The organism is Halomonas sp. KO116 (assembly GCF_000734975.2).
Taxonomy (GTDB): domain Bacteria; phylum Pseudomonadota; class Gammaproteobacteria; order Pseudomonadales; family Halomonadaceae; genus Vreelandella; species Vreelandella glaciei.
This window is the reverse complement of record NZ_CP011052.1, coordinates 4,390,095-4,416,829: the sequence shown is the minus strand read 5'-3', so window position 1 is coordinate 4,416,829 and position 26,735 is coordinate 4,390,095. Positions and strand designations below refer to the sequence as shown.

Genomic DNA, 26,735 nt, shown 5'->3' with positions numbered 1-26,735 from the left:
CCTTATAGGCTGATGTGATGTTCCAAGCGCCCTGGGAAGTGGATGGCCATCTGTGACAGCGTCAAGTTCCAGTTCTGCACGGGGTGCGTCCAGCGCTCAGAGGCCTTGAGTATACCGGCATAGAGCAGCTTGAGTAAGCTGTTCTCATTGGCGAAGCCGCCCTTGGTCTTGGTGAGCTTGCGGAACTGGCGGTGTACGGCTTCCACCGCGTTGGTGGTGTAAATCGCCTTGCGCACGTAATCGGGGTATTTGAAGTAGGCTGAGAGCGTGGGCCACTTGTCCCGCCAGGACTTGATAACCATGGGATATTTATCACCCCACTTGGCTTCCAGGTCATCAAGCGCAAGTTCGGCGGCATTGAGCGTGGCAGCCTTGTAGACGGCTTTCAGGTCGGCCATAAAGGCCTTCTGGTTTTTCGAGGCAATGTACTTCATCGAGTTCCGGATCTGGTGAATGATACAGTGCTGGATCTCGGTGTCGGGGTAAATCGACTCAATGGCTTCGGGGAAGCCCTTCAGTCCATCGATACAGGCAATCAGGATGTCTTTGACGCCCCGGTTGTAGAGGTCCGTGAGTACACTGAGCCAGTGGTGAGCACCTTCCTGGTCCGAGAGGTAGAGGCCGAGCAGTTCTTTCTTGCCCTCGATGTTCAGGCCAAGGAGCGTGTAGATCGCTTTGCTGACGTAGCGACCATTCTCTTTGATTTTGTAGTGAATGGCGTCGAGCCAGACAATGGGGTAAATAGCTTCCAGGTCACGCTCACGCCAGGCTTGCAGCTCCGGTAGCAGTTTGTCGGTGACGGCGTTGATGGTGCCGTTGGAGAGCGAAACACCATACAGCTCGGCGATGTGCGTACGGATGTCCTGATAGCTGTTACCGAGTGCGAACAGGGCAATGATTTTACGTTCCAGTTCGTCAGTAAGGTGGGTCTGGTGCTTCTTGACGATCTGGGGCTCGAAGGAGCCGGTCCGGTCTCTCGGTGCGTCCAGCTCAAAGCTGCCAGTCGGCCCTTTCATGGTCTTGCGACTGGAACCGTTCTTGCGGTTGGCTGTGTCCTCCGAGGCTAGATGGGCCTCCAGCTCACCTTGCATGGCGGCTTCGGTGAGTTGCTTGATCAACGGGGTCAGGATACCGTCTTTGCCGGTGAGGTCTTTGCCCTCACGCAGAGCTTGAAGTGCGGCATCCATATCGAACATAGGTTTGGTCATAAGTCATCTCTTTTCGGTTCAGTCTAAAGAAATGACACAGAATTCTGAACACTACCTTTTATCCAGTTTGCGGCGTTCAGTGATATCTTCAATCAAAGACCAGATCACCTGTCGACCATCCTGTTCCTGGCTGAGCATGCCTTGCAAGCGGACTGGGTAACGGCTGCCATCCTTGCGGATATACTCTTTCTCGAAAGGGCCGTAGCGGCCCGTCGTCTTTAAGCTTAAAAGTGCTTGCTCTTCTTCGGGAAGGTACTCTATCGGGGTGAGGTCCCAGTAGCTCAATGACACAAACTCATCGCGGGTATAACCCGTGGGTAAAATTAAGGCGTCGTTTAAATCGATAAATTGCCCGGTGGTCATATCATTGAGGGCAATACCGATGGGAGAAAACTCGAACAGCCCCCGTAAGCGGGCTTCGCTTTGCGTCATGGCAAGGCGTGCTAGTTCCTGTTCATGAATATCTTGCAGGTAACCATGCCATAAGGTACTGCCATCGATAAGGCGTTCTGGTTTGGCTTGGCCCGTAATCCAGCGATAGTCGTTTTCCTGGCGCGCAACACGAAACGTTGCCGTCCAATCTTCCAGTGTGTTGGCTGAGTGCTCGATAGACGCACTGATGGCGTCAAGATCATCGGGATGAATCCGCTCAAAAGCCGGGGTAGCATCCTCTGCGGCCTGCGCGGGGGTGATGCCATACAGTTGTTGAATTTGCGGTGAGCTGAACGGAAACGTCATTTGACCTTCAGGAAAACGGCGAAACTGATAGACCGTACCTGGCAGTTGGGCCACGAGCTTTGTCAGCCGTTCACGGCTGGCTCTTAATTCAGATTCAAGGCTTAAGTATGTTTGTTGACTGATTTCGTCGACTTGTATCAGTTCTTCCGCCGTCGCTGCTAGATCGACCAGCATATCGGTCTGTTCAGTTGAAAAGTGTCTCGGTCGCGTATCAATCAGGCACAGTGTGCCAATACGATAGCCGTCGACGGTATGCAACGGCGCACCCGCGTAAAAGCGTATCTTAGGCGCCTCGGTGACAAGGGGGTTGGCGGCAAAGCGTGGGTCTTCAAGCGCATTTTCGACGATCAATGGCGAGCTGCAAAGAATGGCGTGGCCGCAAAAGGAAAGGTTGCGTGGCGTTTCCTCAGCATCGAGTCCTTGTCGCGACTTGAACCACTGCCGTTCGTGGTCAATTAATGAGACGAGGGCAATAGGCACTGAGAAAAGCTGACGGGCAAGGCGCGTTAAGCGATCAAAGCGCGCCTCCGAATCCCTATTCAGTAATCCGGTTGCATCAAGGGCACGCTGACGCTCATTTTCGTTATCCGGGGTCGGTGGCGTTATCATTGTTCTACCTCAGCGGTCACATCGCTTTTGATGCTAATCTTTCGCCAAATAGACACGGTTGCGACCACTTTTCTTGGCTTTGTAAAGCGCTTGATCAGCTCGGTTAAGCAGAGACTCGGCGGTGTCATCAGGAAAATGCTGATTGTCTACCACACCCGCCGACAAGGTGCAGGAAAACGGGTTGTCGCCGCCGGTAAACTGAATCGCAGCAAAATCTTCGCGCAGGTTGTTCACCATGCGTTCGGCGTGTTCAGCGGTGCAATCCATAAGCACCAGCGTAAACTCTTCACCACCATATCTGCCCAGTCTATCGGTGCTACGGAAGCGTTGGCGCAGCAGGGTGCCTACCGCCGCAATGACGACGTCCCCCATGGCATGTCCATGGGTGTCGTTAACGGCTTTGAAGTGGTCGATATCGAGCATGACCACGCTGAAAGGCTGCGGTTTTCGTTGAGTCAACTGCCATTGGTAGTCTAGCGCCTCTTTGATGCTGGCGTGTTTCAATAGACCGGTAAGGCTGTCTCGGTTTTGGGTATCTTCCAGCTTGCGTCGTTGCTTTACCCGGGAGCGGCATAGGTTGATGAGAAGGTCGGGGTCAATGGGTTTTTCCAGAAACGCATCGCCCCCCTTTAATAATGCCTGGTCGCGTAGCTCTGAATTGGATTGGCTCGAAAGATAGACAATGGGCACCTGAGACCATTGTTCCACTTGCCTTAATAAGGCCGCCATCTCTGTGCCAGTAACGCCGGGCAACCAGAGATCCATCAAAATTAGTTCAGGATTTACTTCATGCATCGCCTCAAATAACGCATCGGCACGATCAAGCACTGTCACGTGCATGTCGGCCTCCTCCAGCACTCGTTGAAGGTGCTGAGCCAATTCCTTGTCGTCTTCGATAATCATCACCCGCTCGGGCACGGTATCTTTGGTTTTAATCAATTGCGCCATATGGGAGGCCAAATTGATCATATCCAAGGGTTTAACGAAATAGCTCTGTCCTCCGCTACGTAAGGCGTTGAGGCGCGCGGTGAAGCTTTCCTCGCTCCCGGTAAACAGAACCGGGCAGGTAAAGTCTTTTAAATGTTGTTGCCAGAAGGTGACAGGATTAGCCCTGAGGGCCTCTAGATGGGAGGCGCGATGGTCGATTAAGAGCAAATCAGGCAATGAGCCTTTGTCGTGAGCGAGCGCCTCTGCATCACGTAAATGGCGGATATGAAAACCGAAGCTGTGTAGTTGTTGAACCATATATTCTGCCAACATGGTATCGCGCTCTACCAGCCAGATGACCGGCTCTCCGCCAACGCTTTCTATCCTAGACGTCTCAATGCGCACAGCCGATTTTTTGCTTTCGTCCGTTTTAAGCGCTTTTTGTAACGCTATAATCCATTCAAAAACAGGCAGTGGCTGTTTGTCATTGCAAGGTTGCTCCAGGATTGTTGCTACCTGCAGCTCCTGCTCTCTGGCTTGACGCCCAAGCTGTACAAAGCCGAAGGTGCCTGCTGACCCTGCCAGCGAGTGCAAGGCAGCATGTAATTGCTGAAGGGATTGTGTATACGTTGGGTCTTCTTCGAGCTGACCAGCAAGTATCGTGAGATGGTTAAAATCATCAGCAAGGCGTTTTGAGTAGGCAGCAGCTAGCTTTTCCAGCCGCGCAACGAAAGTTTGGTGATTAGTTGATTCGGCCATTAAATGCCTTCCAGATTGAGCGGACGTCATCAGCGAGCGTCATGGGGTCAAATGGCTTTGCTATAACGTCTGTGGCCCCAAGCTTCTTATAACGCGCCACTTCTTCGGGATGAACTTTAGCCGTCATGAAGGCCACCGCTGTTGCTTCGGTGATATAGCCTTGGCGGCTCAATTCCAACAGCGTGCTAGGCCCATCCATGCCCGGCATCATCACATCAAGTAAAAACATTTGGGGAGCAAACGCTTCAACGTCTCTTAATGCTTGTTCGCCGGAACTGCAGGCTTTGATTGTTAAGCCGCCGACATCCTCCAGCGCCATGCATGCGACTAAACGGATATCGTCATCGTCTTCAACGTACATGACTCTTTCAAGTGTATCCAAGCCGCGTCTCCTTCAAGGTTTTTAAAGGATTTATCACAAGCTACAACTGTATGAGCGATGTACTAGAAGTGCCATGCTTTTTTAGTAGCGCCGATGGTGCGGCTGGGAATGGCAAAGTAACGTCGGCCTACAGTTGGCTGTCTGCCTGTAGCGTCGTTTTGCTTAAAATAGTCAGGGTGATGGCGAACAGGCCGCAGAGCACCGCCATGGCGATAAAGACGCTGCGCAGTGAATCAAGCCAAATCACCGCGGGGGCGACCACCACCGGGGAGATAAACTGGCCAAAAAAGAAGGTTGAGGTAAAACCACCAAATACCCGGCCCCGTACTCGCTGCGGAGTGATTCGCATCAGCCAAGTGGTGGTGTTGGGCATAAAGGCACCCAGGCCCAAACCGGAAATCCCCGCGCCAACAATGGCCATGGCGTAACTCTGGGTGAACCCAACGATCAAAAAGCCAGTGGCCGCCAGAAAGAATCCCAAAACATAGATCGTCATCACCGAAAGAAACGGTTTGTAGTAGCCGTAGCAAAACGCCACGATGCTGGCCGTTAGGGCCGCCATTGAAAGCGCGATACCGATCGCCATGCCACTGATCTGGCCCTGCTGAGAGAGCAAAAAGGGGAGTTGGGCGGGAAACATATAAAACATCGCCATGCTGATCATAGCGATGAGGTAGGCAAGACCGGTGCGCCCATAATCCACCTTCACCGGGGCATCGGTTACATCAGCGTTTACGCCACTGCTTGCTTTGGGCTCTTGAAGAATCGCCCAGGCATAGGGCAGTAAAAGCACGCCGGTTAGGTAGAGGAGAAACGGGCCGCGCCAACTCCAGTCGGAAAGTATCCCACCAAGGTTAATAAAAATAACCCCGCCCAAAGCCATGCAACTGCTTTGCAGCCCCAAAAAGCGAGCGCGTTCGGTGCTATCGAAATAATCGCCTACCAGGGTCGTACTGATACTTAGGATGCCGGCCACCGCTATCCCCATCAGTGCGCGGGAGCTTAGTAGCAGATCCACGCGATCGATGAAAAAGCCCGCGACCCCGGCAAAACCATAAATGCCCAGCATCATCAGCAGCAATTTCTTGCGCCCAAACCGGTCAGCCAGATAGCCCATCAGCGGGCTGAACAGTGTAATCATCAGCGCAGGAATGGTCAGGATCAGTTGAATCAGCACCTGCGGCTGGTCAGGAAAATGGCGGCTAATTCCCGGCAGTGCAGGCGCGATAATCGCCCCCGACATAACGGTCATGGTGCTGGCAAATAGCAGTACTGCCTTAATATGCGTTAACTGGCTAATGGTCTTTTTCCATATCAAAAGAAGGGAAAGGATTTAAAGCAGAAATGCTAATCTTAGCATAGTTGTTAGCAGGCTAGTTTGTTTTTCGCAGTGCTTTTATGGGTAAGCAGCGGCGAGTGGAACCTATGTGTCACCTATCACCCAACCAACAAAAAACGGCCACTTGCTGTGTTAGCTAAGTGGCCGTTTTTTTCTGGAATTTTGGTCGGAATAGCAGGATTCGAACCTACGACCTCTGCCTCCCGAAGGCAGCGCTCTACCAAGCTGAGCTATATTCCGAAAATTGTTGAGAAGAGCTTATCTGCGCTCAACAACGGAAATGGATCATACTTAGCCAGACGTTTTTTTTCAAGTCTTCGGCGGTGTGATCTAGCAATTTTTATGCTTGGCGATCAACCGCTAAGCGGGCCAACTGGGCCATGCTATCACGGTAGGCGCTGGGCGGCAGGGCGTCCAGTTGCTGCAGGGCTTTATCGGCCATCTCTTCGGCACGCTGGCGGGTGTAGTCGAGTGCGCCGGTGGCGTGAATAATTTCCAGCACGGCGTCGAGTTGCTCAAGCCCGCCATCGCGAATTACCTGGCGAATCAGCTTGGCCTGTTCCGGCGTGCCTTGCTCCATGGCGTGGATCAGCGGCAACGTCGGCTTGCCTTCGGCTAGGTCGTCGCCAACGTTTTTGCCCATGGCATCGGCGTCGCCCTGGTAGTCCAGCAGGTCGTCAATCAGTTGGAAGGCGAGACCCAGGTAGCGGCCATAATACTGGAGTGCTTGCTCCTGTTCCGGCGTTGCTTCTGCCAGCACCGCACCACTGTGGGAAGCTGCTTCGAACAGCATGGCGGTTTTACCCAAAATGGTCTCGAAGTAGTCCTCTTCAGAGATGCTGGGGTTGCCGATATTGGTCAACTGCAGCACTTCGCCTTCGGCGATGATGCAGGTAGCGCCGGAAAGGATCGCCATAATGCGCATTGAGCCGACATCAACCATCATCTGAAACGAGCGGGCGTAGAGGAAGTCACCGACCAGTACCGATGGCGCATTGCCCCAGGCATCGTTGGCGGTTTTCTTACCGCGGCGCATATGCGATTCGTCCACCACGTCATCGTGCAGCAGCGTGGAGGTGTGCATAAACTCGATCAGCGTGGCCAGCGGTATATGTTTGTCGCCGGAGTAGTTGAGCGAGCGGGCGGCCAGCAGCGCCAATAAAGGGCGCAACCGTTTGCCGCCGCTTTCGGTAATGTACTGGCCGATGGTTTCAACCAGCGGTACTTTGGAATTGAGCTGCTCGACAATTGTGCGGTTGACGGCGGCGAAGTCATCGGCCACCACGGCGTGCAGCGGTGAAGGCGTTGGGCTGACGGGCTGGGCTGAGGAGACGTTGGCGGTCATGGAATCCGTTCATCGCGGCAGATGGAGGCGGTAAGTGCCGCCCGTAGTTGAGGTGTAGATGTGGTCATGTGTTGGGGTCATGCTATGGGGCTGCCTGTTGGGCGTCAAGATACGAGCGACGGTTACACTTTAGTTGTTATCGGGCTTGGCAATTGACAACGGCCTGTGGTCTTGTGGTAAGCATAGATAGTCGTTATAATCCGCGACCCACTCATCATGCTCCCTGTCAGATGGCTCCAAAAGGGGCGCCACTCGCAGCAGGTCGATAAGAGCGAAAGGCGATGAGCGCTGCCGAAAGCGGCATTAACGACAAGTCCGGAGAGCGACATGTACGCAGTTATTAAAAGCGGTGGCAAACAGTACCGTGTTCAAGAAGGTCAAACGCTCAAACTCGAGAAAATCGAAGTCGCCACCGGCGAAACGATCGAGTTTGACGAAGTGCTGATGGTTGCAGACGGCGATGACTTCAACATCGGTGCGCCGATGCTTAGTGGTGCTAAAGTCTCTGCCGAAGTGGTTTCCCACGGCCGTGGCGATAAAGTGACCATCATCAAGTTCCGTCGTCGTAAGCACAGCATGAAGCGTCAGGGCCACCGCCAGTGGTTCACTGAAGTCAAAATTACCGGAATTTCTGCGTAAGCGGTCAATTCCCTTAGGAGGATTTTGCAATGGCACATAAAAAGGCAGCCGGCTCCACGCGTAACGGTCGCGATTCCGAGTCCAAACGGTTAGGTGTAAAACTCTTCGGTGGCCAAGCGGCAACTGCGGGTAACATCATCGTGCGTCAGCGCGGCACGCGTTTCCACGCGGGCACAGGCGTCGGCCTAGGCCGTGACCACACACTGTTCGCGCTGAGCGACGGTTTTGTGAAGTTTGAGACCAAAGGCCCGAAAAACCGTAAGTTCGTTAGCATCGTTTCTGCCTAAACGGCTAGTGCTATGCTCGCGCTTGCGAGAAAAAAGGCCCCGCTATGGCGGGGCTTTTTTGTCGGTTAAATCTCTTTTCCAATACGCTTTACCACGATGTCTTTATCACCATGTCTATATCACGATGTCTTTATCATTATGCTGGTGGCAATAAAGAGTTGGGAAAAGAGTTGGGAAAACAGTAGTACATATTAGGGCGGCGGAAGCGGCCGGGAGAATCCAATGCAGTTCGTCGATGAAGCCTCGATTATTGTTGAGGCGGGCAAAGGCGGCAACGGCTGTCTGAGCTTTCGCCGCGAAAAATATGTGCCCAGGGGCGGCCCCGATGGGGGTGATGGCGGTCATGGCGGCAGCGTTTACCTGATTGGTGACGATGCGCTTAATACCCTGATCGATTTTAAATTCCAGCGCTTCTATAAAGCGCAAAACGGTCAGGGCGGCATGGGCCGTCAAATGAGCGGCAAGGCTGGTGAGGACCTGCACGTCAAAGTGCCGGTGGGTACCACGGTCATTGATGAAGATACTTTGGAAGTCATCGCTGATGTGACTGAAATCGGTCAAGTGGTATTGGTGGGCGAAGGTGGTCGGCGTGGATTGGGTAACATCCACTTTAAGTCCTCGACCAACCGCGCGCCCCGCCGTACCACCACTGGCACCGATGGCGATCGCCGCAACCTGCGCCTAGAAATGAAAGTGATGGCCGATGTTGGCTTGCTGGGCATGCCCAACGCGGGCAAATCAACGCTGATTCGCTCAGTGTCGGCTGCCAAGCCTAAAGTCGCCAACTACCCGTTCACTACCTTGGTGCCCAACTTGGGCGTGGTGAAACTGGGCATGCACGAGCACTTCGTGATGGCCGATGTACCCGGCTTGATTGAAGGCGCCTCTGAGGGCGCAGGGTTAGGGCTACGCTTCTTGAAGCACCTGACGCGCACGCGGCTGCTGTTTCACGTGGTCGATGTGGCGCCGTTTGACGAGTCTGATCCGGTCGAGGCTGCCAAGGCCATTGTTCACGAGCTGGGGCAATTCTCGCCGGCGCTTTCCGAGCGTCCACGCTGGCTGGTGCTGAACAAGTTTGACCTGCTGCCGGAAGAGGAGCGTGAAGAGCGCGCTCAGAAGATTATCCAGGCGCTCAACTGGGAAGGCCCGGTGTTCCGCATTTCGGCGATCAGCAGCGACGGCACCGATAAGCTGGTTCAGGCAGCCTACCGCTGGTTGACCGAGCAGCGTCGTCTTGAGAATGAAGATGAAGAAGCGCTGGCCCGCGAGCAGGAAATGCGCCGCCGCATGGAAGAAGAGTCGGTCGCGCGTACCGAGGATCGTTTGGGGCGTCGCCGTAAGCGTGATGATGAAGATGACGAAGACTTCGACGACGATGATTACGATGTTGAAGTCGAGTACGCGCCTTAGTGTCAGTGCCTGGTGAAGGTGGGGTGGCATGGAAAGTAACGAGCAAATCCTAGGGCGAAGCGCGCTGAGCCGCGCGCGGCGGGTCGTGGTGAAGATTGGCAGTGCGCTACTCACTAACGATGGCCGTGGCCTGGACGAAGCCGCTATTGGCGGCTGGGTTGATCAAATTGCCGCCCTGCATCAGCAGGGGATAGAGGTAGTGCTGGTCTCTTCTGGCGCGGTGGCGGCGGGCATGGTGCGGCTGGGCTGGCAAGTGCGCCCCAGCGCTGTGCATGAGCTTCAGGCGGCCGCTGCCGTAGGCCAGAATGGTCTGACCCAGTGTTATGAACAACACTTTGCCCGCCACAGCATGCTCACCGCGCAAATCCTGCTTACCCACGACGATCTTTCTAACCGCAAGCGCTACCTGAATGCGCTCTCTGCGCTACGCACGTTAGTAGAGATGCGCGTGGTGCCGGTAATCAATGAAAACGACACCGTCGTAACCGACGAGATCCGCTTCGGCGATAACGATACGCTAGGGGCGCTGGTCGCCAATCTGCTGGAAGCGGACGCGCTGCTGCTATTGACCGACCAGGAAGGCCTGTTTGACGCCGACCCGCGCCACAACCCCAACGCCCAGATGATTGCCGAAGGGCGCGCGGACGATCCACGCCTAGCCGCTATGGCAGGCAGCGGGGGGGCGCTGGGGCGGGGCGGTATGACCACCAAAGTGCGCGCGGCGCAGTTAGCGGCGCGCTCTGGGGCGGTCACGGTGATTGCCAGTGGACGTCAGCCTGATGTTATCAATCGGATTATGGCGGGCGAGTCGTTAGGCACGCTGTTGCGCCCGGATCAAGTGCCTATGGCGGCACGCAAACGTTGGTTGGCGGGGCAATTGCAGGTGCGCGGCACGCTGGTGCTGGACGCCGGTGCGGTGAAAGTACTGCGCAATCAAGGCTCTAGCCTATTGGCGGTTGGCGTGCGCAATGTGCAGGGCAGTTTTAAGCGCGGTGATATGGTGGTGTGTGTGGATGAGCAGGGCGCCTCAGTGGCCAAGGGTCTGGTTAACTACGGCGCCGATGAAGCGCGCCAGTTGGCAGGCCAGCCCAGCCATCAGATTGAAGCGATCCTTGGCTACGTGGAAGCCCACGAGCTGATTCACCGCGATAACCTTGTGGTGGTGTAAACGTATCGTCGCTAGCGTACTACGGGCGGAAGAGGTACCTGGCGTGGCCAGTTGTCGGGTACCAAAAAAAGCCGCTCATAGCGCTGCTGCTGCGGGTAATACAGCATCACTTGCTGGGGTGAGCGCCAGGTATGCACCTTTTCGAAAATGGCGGGCAACTGTTCTGCCATCGGGCGAAAGGCGCTGTGAAGGGGCGGCGCTAGCCAGTGGGGTTTTGCCAGCCATGCCATTTCAGGCCTTTCGGTTACACTCGCCGCCAGCGCAGGCCAATCGCGTAAGTAACACCACGTCCCACGGCGGTGATCGGCTGTCGCGCCTTCGGGCGCTGGCATTGCCGCGTGCCAGGGATAATACAGCACGCCCGGCATTGCCAGTCGCTGGGTTAGCTGCTCGCCTAACTCCTTACTAGAAACCCCAATGTCCCGTGGCGCAAGCCAATGGGCGAGTGTTTCCAGCGCGGGTGCCGTGGTGGAAAGCGGCAATTGATGGCGGCGCAAATGACCGCACTTCAGCGCTAGGCTGTCTAACCCGCCGGGGCCAATCCAGCGGCTTTGGCTGGTGGCCGCGCCAGGCCCTTCGGGCAGCCCCAGGTAGAACTTGATCGCCACTTCCAAATGCACCGGTGCCGGGTTGTCGCGGGTTCTGTAGAGCATATCCAGTTCGCCCAATGTGTTGCGTTGACGAGTAATGCGCACGTTTCGGGCGAGCAGTCGCGTATTCGGTGCATGATCTAATAGCGTATGCCACAGGCGTTCGTGGTAGTGCCCCATGCGCGTTGCGCGGCTGCCGTTCAAGGCGATTAACGATGGGCGGCCAAGCTGACGTAGCCAGGGTAGTAGCGCTTGCTCCAGCCCTAACTCTTTGATGGTGGGTCGCCCTCCACAGGGAATTGGCGGTGGAAGCTCCACCAGATCATGCGTGGTGACCAGCCACGCTAAGTCCCGCAGCACCGTTGAGCCGAGTTCTTCATTCCCTAGCGCGCCGTCAACGCCTTCGTTCAGCACGGGTTTCTCCTTAGCACCTTGGTCAGGTCGGCACTATACATTTAGCTGCATGACTTGTTAGCTGTATAGTTTGGCAGCCTACCATAAACGCAGCGGGCTCCCTGTAGGGAGCCCGCAAGATGGTTTAAAGCGCCGCCGATAGCGTTGGTACGTGTTTAATCGCGGTCAATTTGGGTAACTTCAGAAGAGCCCTGGCGCACACTGATTTCCAGCTCACGGCCATTTTCACCGCGGCCTTCGATATCGATGATGCCGCTCTTGTCGATATCAAGGTCTTCAAACTCAACCATACCTTCCTGGCGGGCAACGTCTAAGGCTTGGCGGATATCGTCTTCGCTCATGCCCCAGGCACCGGTAATCAGGCGCTCGCGTTTCTCTTCTAGCGTATCTCCGTTATCAAGGGAGAAATCCACATCCGCGTACCACTCCTCGTCCAGCCAACCTTCTACTTCTACGCGGCCGCGACCTTTAACGCTAATTTCTTCGTAGTGGCTGAAACCGTAATCATTGGCGTGGGTCAATACGTCATCAATGCGATCCATCGGCAGCGAATCGGCCTGGGCACTACCTGCAGCAGCGGCAAGTAGCAGAGCAGAGGTCGGGATCAGCAGCATTTTTTTCATGGTATTCATAGCAAATTCCTTCTTTACGTATTTAAACGTGAATGAGTGACTGACACTCAGCGAATGCGACAGGGAATTTATACCACCGCGATACTTTCCTTAAGCTGACAAAACTGTTCATCTAACGTTCATGTTGGCTTTGGCATCCTAGCGTTATGAGTAAACTCCTACGTCACCTTATAAAGCCGCTGCGCAACGTCTCACGACGCGCTCGACGCAACGTCACTGGTATAGCCTTAGTGCTATTGCTGGTGGGTAGCGCGGTGGGTGACCAGCACTGGGAGTCATTGCACGGCGAGGTTAGCCGTGGCGAGGTCGTCCCGCTCGACACTATTTTAGATTGGCTGGAAGCTCACTATATAGGTGAGGTGCTGGAGGTTGAAGTAGAGCGCGAAGGGGGGTACGTGGAGTACGAAATCAAGCTGCTCGGCCCTCAGGGCCAAGTCGTTGAGTTCGAATTTGATGGTCATAATGGCCAACTGATGTCTATTGAGGGCGTGCGCATTAATGATATGCGCCGTTAGTGTCGTTACACCACGTATCGCTGCGATATCACACTTGGGATTGCCAAGACGTTGCCGGAAAGGGTAGTTAGCCAATGAAGTGTTTGCTGGTAGAGGATGACCAAGCGCTAGCGCGCGAGTTGAGCCAAGCGTTGCGTGATGGTGACTGGCTGGTAGAGCATGCGGCTAACGGCCAGGATGCCGATTTTCTAGTACGTACCGAAGCTTACGACACACTGATTCTAGATGTAGGGCTCCCCGATGGAGACGGCACGCGCTGGCTGGCGGCGTGGCGGGAAGACGGCATTGACCTGCCAGTGCTGATCCTGACGGCTCGTGAGCGATGGGCAGATAAAGCCGCGGGTTTTACCGCGGGCGCAGATGACTATGTGACGAAGCCGTTCGAACCAGCTGAAGTACTGTTTCGATTGCGTGCGCTTGTGCGCCGCAGCCACGGACACGCCCACCCGGTCCTGAAAGTGGGCGAACTGAGTTTAGACACCCATACCCAGCACGTAACGTTGGCAGGGCGGCCGGTAGGATTAACCGCGCAAGAAACCCGCCTGCTGGGCTATTTAATGCACGCCGCACCGCGGGTGGTGAGCCGCACCGAGCTTTCAGAGCACGTTTACGACCGCGACCACGAGCCGGACTCCAACGTCATTGATGTCCAGGTCAGCCGCCTGCGCCGTAAGTTGGGCAGTTGGCGGATTGCCACCCTGCGTGGCCAGGGCTACCGACTACTGGCAGAAGAGCCCGCCACCGAATGAGTCAATCCAGCACGACATGGCGTGACCAATGGTCAAGGCGTTGGGCTAAGCGCTCTATCAGCCTGCGGCTATTGCTGGCCGTGCTAGTGATGATAGGGCTGGCGCTGCCCATCGCTGGCACGCTGCTTTCCCACCACTACCACGCCGCCGCCACTCAAGCCTTTGACGAGCGTCTGGGTGCCACCCTCAACGTTATTATGGCGGGCGTTACTTACGACCGCATAGAGCAGCAGCTTGTCCACGACCGGGCGCTGGGCGACCCGCGTTTTGACAATGTCTACTCCGGCTGGTACTGGCAAATTACCGATGGCGAGCAACAAACCCTCGCCTCGCGCTCGCTGTGGGATCAGCGCCTGCCGTTCATCGAAAACGACACCCTGAGCGCCCGCTCCATCACAGGGCCCCGAGGCCAGTCGCTGCGCGTGGTAGAGCGCGATATCTACCTGGCCCCGTTAGAGGCACCGCTGCATATCAGCGTGGCCGCCCAGGACGATGTGCTCGCCAACGATATCCGTGAATTCCAACAGCTGCTGTGGGGCGGGTTGATCGGCTTGGGTGTATTGCTACTCGGCGTGTTAGCACTGCAAGTACGCTGGGGGCTAGCGCCACTGCGCCGTATGCACGCCAATCTACATGAGGTGGAGCAGGGGAGCGCAGAGCAGTTAGATACCCGCTTGCCTGACGAGCTGGCGACGCTTGCCGCCTCAATGAACGCGGTGTTGGCCCGCGATCAGCGCTTAATCGAGCGCGGACGCCATACCGCGGGCAATCTTGCCCATGCGTTGAAAACACCGCTGAGTGTGATGCGCCTGCAGCTTCGCCAGCTTCCGGAAGCGAACCGTGCCGCCTGGGCGGTAGAGTTGGAACGTTTGGATAGCGCGGTACGTCATCACTTGGCCCGAGCGTCCGCGGCGGGTGAAGGCGTGCGCTTTGCACCTATTGATCTATACCCTACGCTAACACCGCTGCTCAATGGACTCTCCAGGCTTGCCCAGCGGCGCGGCATTGTGCTGCGCCAAACCTGGGGCCAGAAAATCAGAGTGCACATGGATGAGCAAGATATCCAAGAGCTGGTGGGTAACTTGATGGATAATGCGCTGCGCTGGGCGCATAGCGAGGTGCAGCTTAACGTGAAAATTGACGGTCAGCAGTTGATTTTAACCGTTAGCGATAACGGCCCTGGCATGTCGGAGGCAGAGTGCCAGCAGGCGGTTCAGCGTGGTCAACGGTTAGATGAGCACCGCTCTGGCAGTGGCCTGGGGCTGGCCATTGTGACCGATCTTGTCGCCCTGTATAGCGGCCAAATGCATCTTACTCGCGCCAGCACCGGCGGGTTAGAGGTAGTCATCGAGCTGCCTGTGGTGGCGCATGGATAACGGAGACTTCATTGGATGAATGGCACTGATACGCTGCCCGATATATTAGCCGGCCCCTTATTAAGACGCATCAGCACGACTCGGCTGGTACTTTGGATGGTCGCCACTCGGCGATTAAATATGACGCTAATACTGCGGCCTGGGCAGAGTAATGCCGCGTCGATTGGTTTGGCGCATCACCAGCAGTGCATTCCTATCGGCCAGCGCGCCTTTATTTATCTAATTGATATGGAGCTGGATTCACCGCTGCCCTACGATGAGCGCATTGAGTACGACCTGCAAGTTGAAACGGCAACGGGTGATTGGCGCTCATTGCCCGAGTGGGCGCCATGGCTATGTTATGACGGCGCCGCTTATCCCGCCTTTGTGATTGCCTCGCGGCATCACCGGCTTATGCATGGTTCCTGCCGCAAACCCCATCACGACAGTGACGATGGTTTGGTGCGCGCCGATAGCTGGCTCGCCGAGCAGCAAGGCGCCCCAGCCGAGTGGCCCGCTTGGCTTTTGATGACCGGTGATCAAATTTATGCTGACGATGTGGCCGGCCCGATGCTGCGCGCCGTGCATGCGCTTATTGAACGGCTAGGGTTGGTGGATGAGTGGCTGGAAGGCGCCACGGTCGACGATAGCCAAGCGCTGTATGATTCGCCCGATAGCTACTATCGGCGCGCCGAGTTGCTGCCGGATGTGGCCAACAATGTGGCGCTACGCAAGCGCTTTTTTAGCGGCGTCAAGAAGCCGGTCTTTACGTCGGCGAATGCGCAGAACCATTTAATGACACTGGCTGAAATGCTCGCCATGTACTGCCTGGTATGGTCCCCGGTGCCCTGGCGAGTGATTACGTTCGACGCGCCTGCTTTAGATAAAAAAAATGCCGAGCTCTATCGTCAAGAGCAGGCGGTGATAGACAGCTTCGTGGCAGGTTTGCCGCAGTGCGCGCGGTTAATGGCGCACTTACCCAGCCTGATGATCTTCGATGACCACGATGTGACCGATGACTGGAACCTTTCCGCTGACTGGGAACTCGCTGCCTACGGCCATCCGTTCTCGAAGCGCATTATCGGTAACGCTCTGGTGGCTTATTTGCTCTGTCAGGCCTGGGGGAACGACCCTGATAAGCTCAACCCACTAACCCATCACGCCTCGACGCTGCTGGGTGATGGCAGCCAGCCGCTGGTATGCGCCGAGCAAGATGGCTTCATTGAGCGGCTACTGTGTTTTCAGGGCTGGGAGTTTCAGGTGCCGGGTACGCCTGCCTTAATCGTGCTGGATACCCGCACCCGCCGTTGGCGCAGCGAGCGCAATCTCAGCCACCCTTCCGGGTTGATGGATTGGGAGGCGCTCATGGAAATGCAGCAAGCGCTAATGGGCGCTAAAAGCGCGGTAATCATTTCGCCCGCCCCGATGTTTGGGGTCAAGCTGATCGAGGGAGTTCAAAAAATCTTTACCGCCGTGGGCAAGCCGTTGGTGGTCGACGCAGAGAACTGGATGGCCCATCGCGGGGCAGCCAGTACGCTGCTGCAAATATGGCGACACTCCAAAACCCCCGGCAACTACGTGATTTTGTCAGGCGATGTGCACTACTCCTTTGTCTACGACATCGTAGTGCGCCATCAGCGGCGCTCGCCGCACCTGTGGCAAATCACATCAAGCGGCATTAAAAACACCTTCCCGGCCACACTGCTCAATACTTTCGATCGGTTGAATCGCTGGCTTTATGCGCCGATGTCGCCACTCAACTGGTTTACTAAGCGTCGTAAGCTGAGTGTTCACCCCCGTGACCCTGATCGCGCCAGCGCTGGCGAACGGCTTTGGAATGCCAGCGGCATTGGGCTGGTAACCCTGGACGAGAAAGGGTCTCCGATCGATATTCGTCAGCTCGATGCCGATGGCCGCGATGTGGTCTTCCCTCCACCAGCAAAAACGCTTACCTGAACAGCCCCGATCTCGAACACGGTGTAGGGCGCTAACTATCTGACTCAGCAGGGGATTGTCATGATAATGTCACGAAAATGACGCACGCTTTCCGCCTATCAATCACTTCCAGGGATGGTGCACTCAATAGGTACCACCGCCATTGATTGGGGTGGCAGAATAGGGCAGCCGGCAAATGACCGCACAAGAAGCGCAGTGGCTGAAAAAGATCATTGCAAAAGAAGAGTTGCATGTTCTTTTTCAGCCCATTGTGAATGCTAGTCAGCAGGCCGTTTATGGTTACGAAGCACTGATTCGTGGACCGAGGACATCGCCGCTTCACTCGCCGTTACGACTGTTTGAAGTTGCCACCCAGGCAGGAAAGCTGGTGGAGTTAGATATCCTCTGCCGGCGGTTGGCGATTTACCGCTTTGCCGAACTTAAGCAACCCGGGCTGCTGTTTCTTAACGTGATGCCGCTAACCATCGTCGAGCGTGATTTTCGCGAAGGCTTAACGCTAGGTTTTATTCGTGACAGTGGCCTGCCCCCGGCAAGGGTAGTGATTGAGCTCACTGAACACGTGCCTATTCATGATTACGAGCTGATGCGCCAAGCGGTGGATCACTACCGGACGATGGGCTTTCAGGTCGCGCTGTATGCCAAACGGCGCGTGTCTGACGAGCAAGGCTTTGCTGCCGCTTACGTTGACTTAGATAACTTTAAAGCCTTTAACGATGCCTATGGCTACGCACGAGGCGACCACATCATTATTTCTCTATCACGGCTGCTGCAAGCGCAGGTGGATAACGTGGGTGGCTTTATCGGCCATATTGGCGGTGATGATTTTATGATGCTGCTACCGCTTGACCACTGGGAGAGCGTTTGTGGCCAAATCCTACGCTCTTTCGAAGTAATGGCGCCCGGTTTCTACGAAGATGCCGATCGGCTGAGAGGTGGGATTCAGATTGAAACCGCCAAAACAGTATCACTTTTTCCCCTTTGTTAGCGTGTCGATTGCGGTAAAGCCCATCACCGATACGGCGACTTGCAGAGCGCTGGATATTGCCGCTGAACTGTCTGAGTTGAAGCACCAAGCCAAAAAAAATCCCGGTAACAGCCTGTTTGTTGAGCGACGCGTTCACTGTGTTGGCTTATGAAACGTTCCTGTCATGTGACGTTCGTCAAAACGTCACTAAGTGGTCATATAAATGCCCCGCCGTTGTCATCTGAAGTGGTCAGGATTGTTGCTATCTTTTAACAACACGTTAGGTGTCCCATGCAGACGTTATCCCTCTCCCGCACGTTGATCAGCGCCGCCGTCGCCAGTGCCTTCGCCTTGGTTGCCGTGAACGCTTCAGCGGATCTCTCATCGCGTTATGTCGATAACGATGGCGATATGGTCGCCGATGCACCTAGCGATGAGTCTCAGTGGGCCGATCCCGATACGCTCGTGTTTGCCTATACGCCGGTAGAAGATCCTGCGGTTTACGCTGACGTATGGTCTGATTTTCTCGAACACCTGAGCGAAGCAACGGGTAAAGAAGTGCAGTTCTTCCCCGTGCAGTCCAACGCCGCCCAGCAGGAAGCGCTGCGCGCTGGCCGTTTGCACGTTGCCGGCTTTAATACCGGCGGTGTACCGGTGGCGGTGAACTGCGGTGGTTTCCGTCCGTTTGCCATGATGGCAGCAGACGATGGCAGCTTTGGCTACGAAATGGAGATCATCACCTATCCGGGCAGTGGCATTGAGTCCGTTGAAGACCTGGAAGGTCGCCAACTAGCCTTTACCTCTGAGACCTCTAACTCTGGTTTCCGCGCCCCCTCTGCACTGCTGCGCTCCGAGTACGGCATGGAAGCGGGTGAAGATTTTGAAACCGCTTTCTCGGGCTCCCATGACAATTCCATCCTGGGTGTGGTGAACGAAGACTACGATGCGGCCGCCATCGCTAACTCCGTGGGCAAGCGGATGATTTCCCGTGGCGTCGTGAATGAGGGAGACTACGACATTATCTACACCTCAGAAACCTTCCCGACCACGGCTTACGGTTTGGCGAACAACCTGAACCCTGAGCTTGCCGAGAAAATTCAGGACGCGTTCTTCAGCTATGACTGGTCAGGCACCCCGCTTGAAGCAGAATTTGCCAACTCTGGTGAAGCGCAGTTTATTCCGATTACCTATCAGGAAAATTGGTCGGTTATTCGCACCATTGCCGATGCTAACGGTGTGACTTACGACTGTGACTGATCGTTAAGGTAAACGGTACTGCACGGCCAGGAAGGCACCCCTTTCTGGCCGTTTCGCTATACAGATGAGGCAGGAAAAATGTTGACACTAAGCGGCGTTGGTAAGCGTTACCCCACCGGGGATCGGGCGCTGACGGACATTGAACTCACGCTGCCCAAAGGCCAGGTAATGGCGCTAATTGGGCCATCCGGCGCGGGTAAAAGTACCCTCATTCGCTGTGTGAACCGGTTAGTGGAGCCTACCCAGGGCAGTATTCGCCTGGAAGGCACGGAGCTGACCAAGCTTTCAGGGCAGAAGCTTCGCCAGGCGCGCCGCTCAATGGGGATGATTTTCCAGGAGTATGCCCTGGTCGACCGGCTCACCGTGATGGAAAACGTGCTATCCGGCCAGCTCGGCTATGTCGGTTTTTGGCGCAGTTTTTTGCGTCGCTACCCACAGGAAGCAGTCGTCGAAGCCTTTCGGCTACTCGAGCGGGTAGGGCTTCCTCATGCTATCGATAAGCGCGCTGATGCCCTTTCCGGTGGTCAGCGCCAGCGCGTCGGTATCGCCCGGGCACTGCTGCAGAGCCCCAAGCTGCTGCTGGTTGATGAGCCTACCGCCAGCCTCGACCCGAAAACGTCGCGTCAGATCATGCGCTTGATTCGCGAGCTATGTGCTGAGCGCGATTTGGCTGCGATCATCAATATTCATGATGTGGCTTTGGCGCAGCAGTTTGCCGACCGGATTGTCGGCCTGCGGGCTGGACAAATCGTTTTTGACGGCCTGCCTAGTGAACTGACCAGCGAAATGCTCACGACCATTTATGGCGAAGAGGATTGGGATACCACCCCCGAACCGCTGGATGACGAGGCGGATGACTCGGAAGCATCTTCTTACCAGCGCGGCCTGCCGACGATGGCAGCAGGGAGTGCTCGATGAGCGAGCGGGCAGATATGACACGGGTGCAAACACGTCAACAGGCGGCCCAGCGCGGCCAGTGGCGGCGCCTGCCATTGATTGAGAACCCGCGGTTGCGTTGGGGGTTGGCCATTGGTGCGGTGATTTATTTAGTGCTGGCGCTTGCCTCGGTCGAGGTGAACTGGGCGCGGGTAGCCGAAGGTGCAGGGCGGGCGGTTAACTTCTTGGGCGCCTTTATGCAGCCTGATTTTATCAGCCGCTACGACGACATCGTGGCGGGGCTGCTGGAAAGTTTGACCATGACGCTGACTTCCACGGTAGTGGGCGTGCTGCTGGCGATCCCGGTGGGCCTGGGCGCCGCGCGGAACATTTCGCCGCTGCCGATCTACTTTATATGTCGCGCGATTATTGCCGTTTCGCGGACCTTTCAAGAAATCATTATCGCGATTTTGTTTGTGGTCATGTTCGGCTTTGGGCCGCTGGCGGGGATGATCACCCTGGCCTTTGCGACGATTGGCTTTATGGCCAAGCTGTTAGCGGAAGATATTGAAGACCTGGACTGGCGTCAGGTGGAAGCCGTGAGGGCCACCGGGGCAAGCTGGTGGCAAACCATGAACCATGCGGTTCAGCCGCAAGTTATGCCGCGCTTGATTGGGCTTTCGGTTTACCGTCTGGATATCAATTTTCGTGAGTCATCGGTGATTGGCATTGTGGGCGCGGGCGGTATTGGCGCCACGTTGAACACCTCGTTGAGCCGCTATGAGTACGATACCTCTGCCGCTATTTTGCTGATCATTATCGCTATTGTGTTGTTGTGCGAGTACAGCTCGAGCCATGTCCGCCGTTGGACCCAGTGAGCGCTTATTAGCCCCCTGGTCTGTTATATTTGGAGAATCGCGATGCCAGTATCTACTAACTCCCAGGGTCTGCCGGTTTGGCGGCGGCGTACCACTCGCGCCCAATGGCTGCAGTATCTGGCTTGGCTGGCGGGTGTCAGTCTCTTTCTGCTCTGCTGGAAGATGATTTCCGACAATACCATGTGGGTGTTTGTCGAAGACGCTGGCCGTCAAGGGGCCGACCTGATCAGCCGCATGACGCCGCCGGAATGGGGCTACGCCAATGTGCTCTGGAAGCCCATGTGGGACACCATTAACATCGCCACCCTAGGCACCGCCATTGGCATTATAATGGCGTTCCCCGTGGCGTTTATGGCCGCACGTAATACCACGCCGCACCCGCTGGTACGCAGTGCGGCGCTGATGATCATTGTCTCATCCCGCTCGATCAACTCACTGATCTGGGCAATGTTGCTTGTCACCATTCTCGGCCCAGGGGTGTTGGCGGGTATAATCGCTATCGCCCTTCGCTCGATCGGTTTTGTCGGCAAGCTGCTTTATGAGGCGATTGAAGAGATCCATCCCACGCCCGTCGAGGCGATAAGCGCGACCGGTGCCAGCCGCCTGCAGGTGATGAACTATGGCGTGCTGCCGCAAATCATGCCTGCCTTCGCTGGGATTAGTGTTTACCGCTGGGATATTAATATCCGCGAATCGACCGTGCTGGGATTGGTCGGCGCAGGCGGGATTGGTTTGCAGCTAAATGCCTCGATCAACAGCCTCGCCTGGGATCAGGTCAGCGTCATTTTTATCATGATTTTCGCCACCGTACTGGTGTCGGAGTGGGTTTCCGCGCGCGTACGCCACGCGATTATTTAACCGGCAGTGGCACTGTTAAACGAGGGCTGAGTATGCGTTTTCCCGATGCGGAGATCACCACCATTGATTTGTTGCGCCACGGTGAGCCGGTAGGCGGGCGTATGCTGCGTGGCTCCACCGATCATCCGCTGAGCGAGACGGGCTGGCAGCAGGTGACCGATGCCGTTATGCGGCATACGGTCGAAGGCCATCTGCCTTATGATGCGATTGTCACCTCGCCACTTACGCGCTGCCGTGAGTTTGCACTGTGGCTGGGCGAAGAGTTTGACCTGCCCGTTCAGGTGGAAGAGGGCCTTGCCGAGCTTCATTTGGGGCGGTGGGAGGGTAAAACCCACGCCCAGGTGTTTGCAGAAGAGGGCACCGAACGGATGAGTGCGTTCTGGTACGATCCGGCATCGGTATCGCCGCCGGGCGGTGAAACTACCCAGGCCTTCGATGCGCGTCTAGCGGAAGTGTGGCAGCAACTGCTTGCCAACCCACCAGGAAAGCATGTGCTCATCGTGGCGCATCTATTTGTCTGCAATGGCCTACTGCACCAAGTGATTGAACAACCGCTTTCTCGGATGCTGGCGATGGATTTGCCCTATGCGGCACTGAGCCGGGTGCGCCATGAACGCCACTTGTTGGGTGAGACGACCTTTGTTGAGTGGATTGGCCGTTAATTATTACCGTTAACCATGGGCGACTAGGCATGCTTTTTGGGCGCCGCCCGTCACTCCCGTACCCCTTAAGTTATTGTGCCTGCTATCGATAATGTGTTGTGCAGTTCAAAGAGCCTGGGCAGTAATACGTTGTTCATATGCGTTAGTATCGATACTTATTCGAAGGAGATGTGGCGAAGTATCAATCCTTGAATCTGCTAAAGGAACAGTCTTAGTCTCAACAGCCCACCCAGCCCATACTTGTAACTCCCTGTGTAGTTAGCCGCGATGGTGTGCGCGGTATTTGTCGATTAAGTTTTTCTGAACAGGGCCGATTTATTAGTATTGATCCTTGAACCGGATGTTAAGCTTGCCTATGCACCGCGATGAAACATCGATCACCCTGAATGACCTCATTTATTACGTCATTCCCAATTTAAACAGTGCCGAAAATTAGTGCTCTCTACGCTAGAAAGCTTAAGTGAAGCGGCTACCAACCCTCGCTTAAACGCACAGATCAGCGCCAAGCGTTTGGGCTGGAGACCCACCGCATAAGAATCAATTTAGCACACTTGCTGAATCGCTATCGGTCCGAGGTCGATGCCATTCTTCGCCCTGAAGGTGAGTATCAAGGGCCACTCGTAGAACCTGATCTTCAAGAGACAAATGCGATACGCAGTGCTAAGTAGATCTACTAGCATATATGTGCTTTCCAGCGAGGAGAGCGCCCCACCCGATTCCTGGACGGTAAATCAACCGGCACACCTTGTGCTAGCGCCTAGCACCAACAGCTAGCGCGTAACATTCACAGCATGGCATCAACATTGCTTGTATAATGTGGCCATTGGACTTTCAGGTTTACCCGCCTGAAAGCAAGCAGCCTGCCTACCCGGCGCTGGCTGTCCACACATTAGGAGATATACCATGTCTGCCTCACCTGTCACATTGATGGTGGCTCGTCGCGTTGAGCACGGCCGCTACTTCGATTTTAATCGTTGGCTAAACGAGGGGCGCGAGCTGGCGGCTGATTTTGCTGGCTACCTCGGCTCTGGCGTACTGGCACCCCCCGCTGATGACGATGAATATCAGATCATATTTCGCTTTAGCAGCAGCGAAACCTTAGCCGCCTGGGAGCACTCCGCCTCACGACATGCGTGGTTGGCGCGCGGAAAAGGGCTGTATGAAGCGCCTCAAGAGCACCGTGCCACTGGGCTGGACACGTGGTTTCAAAACAACGGCAACAGCGCACCACCGCGTTGGAAGCAAGCCGTGGCTGTTTGGTTGGCCTTCTTCCCCATCTCGTTGCTTTTTCAATGGGTATTTGGTGGCGTATTGGCCGATTGGGCGCTGGTGCCCCGGGTGTTGGTGAGTACCTTGATGTTGACGCCAGTGATGGTGTTTGTGTTTATTCCGCTCTCAACGCGCTTATTAGCGCCTTGGCTGCAAGGAAAGTGTTCACCGCTGGATTTACTGGCGCGCTGGCGTCATGCACATCGTTAATCATTAATTTTCCTTGATTTTTACTAGTTTGATGCTTTCATGGGGTTCAGCGCTGTGATGGTGCTAACCTTGGTATATTGATCCTATTAAGAGGATCTTTATGATACTAAGCTGAAGGCGCTTGCAGTAATGGATAACTGTCGCCAGTGCAATGTTGGTGTATAACTCAGCCCCATGGAGTGTTTATGATTCACGTTCACCATTTGGAAAAGTCTCGTTCTCATCGGATTTTGTGGCTATTAGAAGCCTTAGAACTGGACTATGAGCTGGTAATTTACCAACGCGATGACAAAACACAGCAAGCGCCCGATTCGCTAAAAAAAATCCACCCGCTTGGTAAATCCCCGGTCATTACCGATGGTAATCTCACCGTGGCTGAGTCAGGCGCGATCATTGATTACCTATTACAGCGCTACGGGCAAGGGCGGTGTCAGCCTTCTTCCGATGACTTGCGGGCTTGGGTAGATTACCGTTACTGGCTACATTATGCCGAAGGCTCACTGATGCCACTGCTGGTGATGCAGCTTGTGTTTAGCCAAGTTCCCAAGCAATCGCCCTGGCTGATTAAACCGCTGGCGCAAGGCATCAGCGATACGGTGAGTAAGCGTTTTTTAGCACCGCAGTTGAAACAGCACCTCACCTTCATCAACCAGCACTTATCAGCCAACGGCAATTTTGCCGGCCCCTGGCCTAGTGGCGCGGATATTCAAATGAGCTTTCCGCTACAGGCGGTGGCGGCCGTCCAGTCGTTAGAGCAGTATTCTGCCATTGCTGCTTTTGTATCGCGTATCGAACAAGATTCCGCATGGCAGCGAGTGGTAGAGCGAGCTGGCCCGTTAACCATGCCTGGCCAGTAATAACTGCCATGTACCATTTCGCCACTTCTGCAGAGCTGCTGCGCAGCATTGACACTTATTTGGGGCGTTGGGGAATCGCCTTGCTGCTCATTTTTCTCCTTTTAGCACTGCTGGGCAATGTGCTGCTCAAACGCCGCATGCAACATAACCGGGCGTTGCTGCAAACCAATAAAGAGATGCTGGCGACTATTTTGGATAGTGTCGATGCCTTTATTTATATCAAATCACCGACCCTAAAATATCAATATGTTAATCGCCGTATCAGCGATTTATTTGGTCTGCCAGCCGACAAAATCATTGGTAAGTGCGACGCTGAGTTTTTTGATGCTGGCAGCGCTGCTGAAATGGAGCAGGTTGATCGCAGCGTATTGGCGTCGGGCAAGAAAGTAACGGTCGAGGAGAGGAACGTCTTGCAGGGTGAAAGCCGGGTAAGAACGTTCTTATCGATTAAAATGCCGCTATCGATGTCCCCCGGTGCTCCCCCTTCCCTGTGCGGTATTTCGACGGAACTCACCGACTACCTCGAAATGCAGTCGCGCACCTACTATTTGGCCTTCTATGACTCACTGACAGGTCTGCCCAACCGTCGGATGCTGATGGACTCCTTAACGGCCGCGATTGATCATGATGAGTGGTCAGCGTCTTATAGCGCTGTGTTAGTGATTGATCTGGATAACTTTCGCTTAGTGAACGACATCCAGGGTCATGAGAGCGGTGATCACCTGTTGATTAACGTTGCTGAACAGCTACGACAGCGGCTAGAGCCAGAGGCCACGCTGGCGCGCTTTAGTAGTGATGAATTTGTGGTACTGCTGAATAACCTGGGCGAGCCGCAGACCGAGGCCGCCCGAAAAGCGGAACGTGTGTCCCGCCAGCTATTGGAAACCATCGCTCAAGTGAGAAGCGGTCATTCGTTACCCATTAGCGCCAGTATTGGCATTGCACTGTTTACCGGGCGCGAACACAGCATGGATAGCGTGCTGCAACAAGCGGATATGGCCTTGCAGCAGGCGAAGAGGGCTGGCGGCAACACGCTGTGCTTTTTTAACACCGATATGCAGACCAGCGTACTGGAAAGGGCCAGCCTGGAAGCTGATCTGCATAAGGCCCTTGAGCGTAATGAGTTGGCTCTGCACTATCAGGTGCAGGTCGACCATCAGGGCGTGACCACGGGGGTTGAAGCATTATTGCGCTGGTATCACCCCCAGCGTGGCTGGGTCTCCCCCGCGACGTTTATACCTCTGGCAGAGGAGAATAGGCTCATTGTGCCCATCGGTTATTGGGTGCTTAGGTCGGCCTGCGAGCAATTGGCAAAGTGGTCCCATCAAGCGACCTACGCCACCTTAAGTATTTCCGTTAATGTGAGTTCTGTTCAGTTTCAGCAACCCGACTTCGTGCATGACGTAGAGGCGTTATTAGCAGAGACGCTGGCACCGCCAAGCCGTTTGGTGCTGGAAGTCACAGAGAGCCTGCTGATGTGCGAGCCAGTCAGGGTGCGCAATACGATGTTGAAACTCCGCGCTAGAGGGATTCGCTTTGCACTGGATGACTTTGGCACTGGTTACTCATCGCTGAGCTACTTAAAGCGCTTACCGCTAGATGAGCTAAAGATTGATCAATCGTTTATTCGCGAACTGCTCACTGACAAGACAGACGCGGCGATCGTGGATACGACGATACTGCTTGCCGTGAGTTTAGGCTTAACCGTGGTCGCAGAAGGGGTAGAGAAAAAAGAACAGCTTGACTGGCTAAGAGGCCATGGCTGTTACCGCTATCAAGGCTACCTGTTTGGCCGCCCGACACCGATTGAGTATCTTTTTGAAAGCTATTAAGCGGCTATATAAAAACCCCTTTCCAGCACGCTGAAAAGGGGTAAAGGTTA

Annotated in this window: 25 protein-coding genes and 1 tRNA gene; 17 read left to right on the top strand and 9 right to left on the bottom strand. The window is 55.2% G+C overall.

Annotation, left to right across the window (positions count from 1 at the left end; translation table 11 throughout):
• Positions 1 to 2: 2 nt before the first annotated feature.
• From KO116_RS20235 to ispB, 7 genes are all read right to left on the bottom strand, one after another.
• Positions 3 to 1,208: an IS256 family transposase gene (locus tag KO116_RS20235; RefSeq protein WP_035565815.1), complete on the bottom strand. Its 1,206-nt coding sequence runs from the start codon at positions 1,206 to 1,208 to the stop codon at positions 3 to 5.
• Positions 1,209 to 1,259: 51 nt separating this feature from the next.
• A complete protein-coding gene (locus tag KO116_RS20230) occupies positions 1,260 to 2,555 on the bottom strand; it encodes a GAF domain-containing protein (RefSeq protein WP_052703812.1) in 1,296 nt (431 codons plus the stop codon).
• A gap of 33 nt (positions 2,556 to 2,588) precedes the next feature.
• A complete protein-coding gene (locus KO116_RS20225) occupies positions 2,589 to 4,241 on the bottom strand; it encodes a diguanylate cyclase (RefSeq protein WP_035562535.1) in 1,653 nt (550 codons plus the stop codon).
• Complete coding sequence (locus KO116_RS20220) at positions 4,225 to 4,623, bottom strand: response regulator (protein ID WP_144408616.1); 399 nt, start codon at positions 4,621 to 4,623, stop codon at positions 4,225 to 4,227. The genes KO116_RS20225 and KO116_RS20220 overlap by 17 nt, the downstream gene beginning before the upstream one ends.
• Positions 4,624 to 4,750: 127 nt before the next feature.
• Positions 4,751 to 5,875: an MFS transporter gene (locus KO116_RS20215; RefSeq protein ID WP_035562784.1), complete on the bottom strand. Its 1,125-nt coding sequence runs from the start codon at positions 5,873 to 5,875 to the stop codon at positions 4,751 to 4,753.
• 250 nt (positions 5,876 to 6,125) lie between these two features.
• A tRNA-Pro gene (locus KO116_RS20210) sits at positions 6,126 to 6,202 on the bottom strand.
• Between the two features lie 100 nt (positions 6,203 to 6,302).
• Complete coding sequence (ispB, locus tag KO116_RS20205; protein WP_035562541.1) at positions 6,303 to 7,307, bottom strand: octaprenyl diphosphate synthase; 1,005 nt, start codon at positions 7,305 to 7,307, stop codon at positions 6,303 to 6,305.
• A 327-nt stretch (positions 7,308 to 7,634) separates the two neighbouring features.
• On the opposite strand from ispB, the gene rplU reads away from it, so the two are divergent.
• The 4 genes from rplU to proB all read left to right on the top strand — a co-directional run bounded on the left by rplU (position 7,635) and on the right by proB (position 10,811).
• Positions 7,635 to 7,946, top strand: a complete 312-nt coding sequence (gene rplU, locus KO116_RS20200) for a 50S ribosomal protein L21 (protein WP_035562544.1) — start codon at positions 7,635 to 7,637, stop codon at positions 7,944 to 7,946.
• A gap of 29 nt (positions 7,947 to 7,975) precedes the next feature.
• Complete coding sequence (rpmA, locus tag KO116_RS20195) at positions 7,976 to 8,233, top strand: 50S ribosomal protein L27 (protein WP_008957069.1); 258 nt, start codon at positions 7,976 to 7,978, stop codon at positions 8,231 to 8,233.
• A gap of 222 nt (positions 8,234 to 8,455) precedes the next feature.
• A complete protein-coding gene (gene cgtA / locus KO116_RS20190; RefSeq protein ID WP_008957070.1) occupies positions 8,456 to 9,643 on the top strand; it encodes an Obg family GTPase CgtA in 1,188 nt (395 codons plus the stop codon).
• A gap of 28 nt (positions 9,644 to 9,671) precedes the next feature.
• The gene (gene proB, locus KO116_RS20185) at positions 9,672 to 10,811 is read left to right on the top strand and encodes a glutamate 5-kinase (RefSeq protein ID WP_035562547.1); all 1,140 of its coding nucleotides are present in this window, start codon (positions 9,672 to 9,674) and stop codon (positions 10,809 to 10,811) included.
• Between the two features lie 11 nt (positions 10,812 to 10,822).
• Here proB and KO116_RS20180 read toward each other — a convergent pair whose 3' ends face one another.
• Both KO116_RS20180 and KO116_RS20175 read right to left on the bottom strand, forming a co-directional pair.
• Positions 10,823 to 11,815 carry a DUF1853 family protein gene (locus KO116_RS20180; protein ID WP_035562550.1) on the bottom strand — a complete coding sequence of 331 codons (993 nt, stop codon included), beginning with the start codon at positions 11,813 to 11,815 and terminating at the stop codon, positions 10,823 to 10,825.
• A 155-nt stretch (positions 11,816 to 11,970) separates the two neighbouring features.
• Entirely contained in the window at positions 11,971 to 12,447 is a 477-nt protein-coding gene (locus KO116_RS20175; RefSeq protein WP_035562552.1) for a hypothetical protein, read from the bottom strand.
• A 146-nt stretch (positions 12,448 to 12,593) separates the two neighbouring features.
• On the opposite strand from KO116_RS20175, the gene KO116_RS20170 reads away from it, so the two are divergent.
• The 13 genes from KO116_RS20170 (at position 12,594) to KO116_RS20110 (ending at position 26,685) form a co-directional block, all read left to right on the top strand.
• Positions 12,594 to 12,962: a PepSY domain-containing protein gene (locus tag KO116_RS20170; RefSeq protein WP_035562554.1), complete on the top strand. Its 369-nt coding sequence runs from the start codon at positions 12,594 to 12,596 to the stop codon at positions 12,960 to 12,962.
• Between the two features lie 74 nt (positions 12,963 to 13,036).
• Positions 13,037 to 13,711, top strand: coding sequence for a response regulator transcription factor (locus KO116_RS20165; protein WP_035562557.1), 675 nt, complete (start codon positions 13,037 to 13,039; stop codon positions 13,709 to 13,711).
• The gene (locus KO116_RS20160) at positions 13,708 to 15,087 is read left to right on the top strand and encodes a sensor histidine kinase (RefSeq protein ID WP_035562560.1); all 1,380 of its coding nucleotides are present in this window, start codon (positions 13,708 to 13,710) and stop codon (positions 15,085 to 15,087) included. The genes KO116_RS20165 and KO116_RS20160 overlap by 4 nt, the downstream gene beginning before the upstream one ends.
• Positions 15,088 to 15,102: 15 nt before the next feature.
• Positions 15,103 to 17,022, top strand: a complete 1,920-nt coding sequence (locus KO116_RS20155; RefSeq protein ID WP_035562562.1) for an alkaline phosphatase D family protein — start codon at positions 15,103 to 15,105, stop codon at positions 17,020 to 17,022.
• Positions 17,023 to 17,197: 175 nt separating this feature from the next.
• Positions 17,198 to 18,007, top strand: coding sequence for an EAL domain-containing protein (locus KO116_RS20150; RefSeq protein WP_052703811.1), 810 nt, complete (start codon positions 17,198 to 17,200; stop codon positions 18,005 to 18,007).
• A 270-nt stretch (positions 18,008 to 18,277) separates the two neighbouring features.
• Positions 18,278 to 19,243: a phosphate/phosphite/phosphonate ABC transporter substrate-binding protein gene (phnD, locus tag KO116_RS20145; RefSeq protein ID WP_035562565.1), complete on the top strand. Its 966-nt coding sequence runs from the start codon at positions 18,278 to 18,280 to the stop codon at positions 19,241 to 19,243.
• A 78-nt stretch (positions 19,244 to 19,321) separates the two neighbouring features.
• Positions 19,322 to 20,161 (top strand): phosphonate ABC transporter ATP-binding protein, encoded by an 840-nt coding sequence (phnC, locus tag KO116_RS20140; protein WP_035562568.1) that lies wholly within the window; start codon positions 19,322 to 19,324, stop codon positions 20,159 to 20,161.
• Entirely contained in the window at positions 20,158 to 20,997 is an 840-nt protein-coding gene (phnE, locus tag KO116_RS20135; RefSeq protein WP_035562571.1) for a phosphonate ABC transporter, permease protein PhnE, read from the top strand. Before phnC ends, phnE (KO116_RS20135) begins: the two co-directional genes overlap by 4 nt.
• Positions 20,998 to 21,039: 42 nt before the next feature.
• Positions 21,040 to 21,855, top strand: coding sequence for a phosphonate ABC transporter, permease protein PhnE (gene phnE / locus KO116_RS20130; RefSeq protein WP_035562574.1), 816 nt, complete (start codon positions 21,040 to 21,042; stop codon positions 21,853 to 21,855).
• 32 nt (positions 21,856 to 21,887) lie between these two features.
• Positions 21,888 to 22,517 carry a histidine phosphatase family protein gene (locus KO116_RS20125; protein ID WP_035562577.1) on the top strand — a complete coding sequence of 210 codons (630 nt, stop codon included), beginning with the start codon at positions 21,888 to 21,890 and terminating at the stop codon, positions 22,515 to 22,517.
• 903 nt (positions 22,518 to 23,420) lie between these two features.
• On the top strand, positions 23,421 to 23,996 hold the full coding sequence (locus KO116_RS20120) for an antibiotic biosynthesis monooxygenase (protein ID WP_035562581.1): 576 nt from the start codon (positions 23,421 to 23,423) through the stop codon (positions 23,994 to 23,996).
• 185 nt (positions 23,997 to 24,181) lie between these two features.
• Positions 24,182 to 24,853 carry a glutathione S-transferase gene (locus tag KO116_RS20115; protein ID WP_035562584.1) on the top strand — a complete coding sequence of 224 codons (672 nt, stop codon included), beginning with the start codon at positions 24,182 to 24,184 and terminating at the stop codon, positions 24,851 to 24,853.
• A gap of 8 nt (positions 24,854 to 24,861) precedes the next feature.
• Positions 24,862 to 26,685 carry a putative bifunctional diguanylate cyclase/phosphodiesterase gene (locus KO116_RS20110; RefSeq protein ID WP_035562587.1) on the top strand — a complete coding sequence of 608 codons (1,824 nt, stop codon included), beginning with the start codon at positions 24,862 to 24,864 and terminating at the stop codon, positions 26,683 to 26,685.
• Positions 26,686 to 26,735: the final 50 nt, after the last annotated feature.